The 318-nt window shown below is 28.3% G+C and carries 1 protein-coding gene; it reads left to right on the plus strand.

Annotated elements, in window-relative coordinates; all coding sequences use genetic code 11:
• Positions 1-65: 65 nt before the first annotated feature.
• Positions 66-318, plus strand: a 253-nt coding sequence (locus SPADD19_RS11150) for a replication/maintenance protein RepL (RefSeq protein ID WP_164905878.1), incomplete at its 3' end; no start/stop codon positions are given.

Consider the following 318-nt stretch of genomic DNA (forward strand, 5'->3'; position numbering starts at 1 on the left):
TTTATGATATAATTAAACAGAACAAATGTTCTATTTAATTACAAAGAAAGGCATAGGTGTTCTTTATGGCAAGATATGGACAAGTAAAAAATGTAAAGTGGTTTGCAACAACTGTCGAAGGAGCTGAAAAATTAAGTAAAAATGATAATTTAACAATGCATGATATGCGAGTAATGTTTTATTTGCTTACAAAAATTGATGCAGACAATAGAGTAATTGCTCCAACTCAAAAAATAATTGCTGAACATACTGGAATGTCAGACCGAAAAGTAACAGAAGCAATTTCAAAATTAAAAGAATGTCAACTAATTATCAAAA

Source organism: Streptococcus parasanguinis, assembly GCF_001578955.1.
Taxonomy (GTDB): Bacteria; Bacillota; Bacilli; order Lactobacillales; family Streptococcaceae; genus Streptococcus; species Streptococcus parasanguinis_U.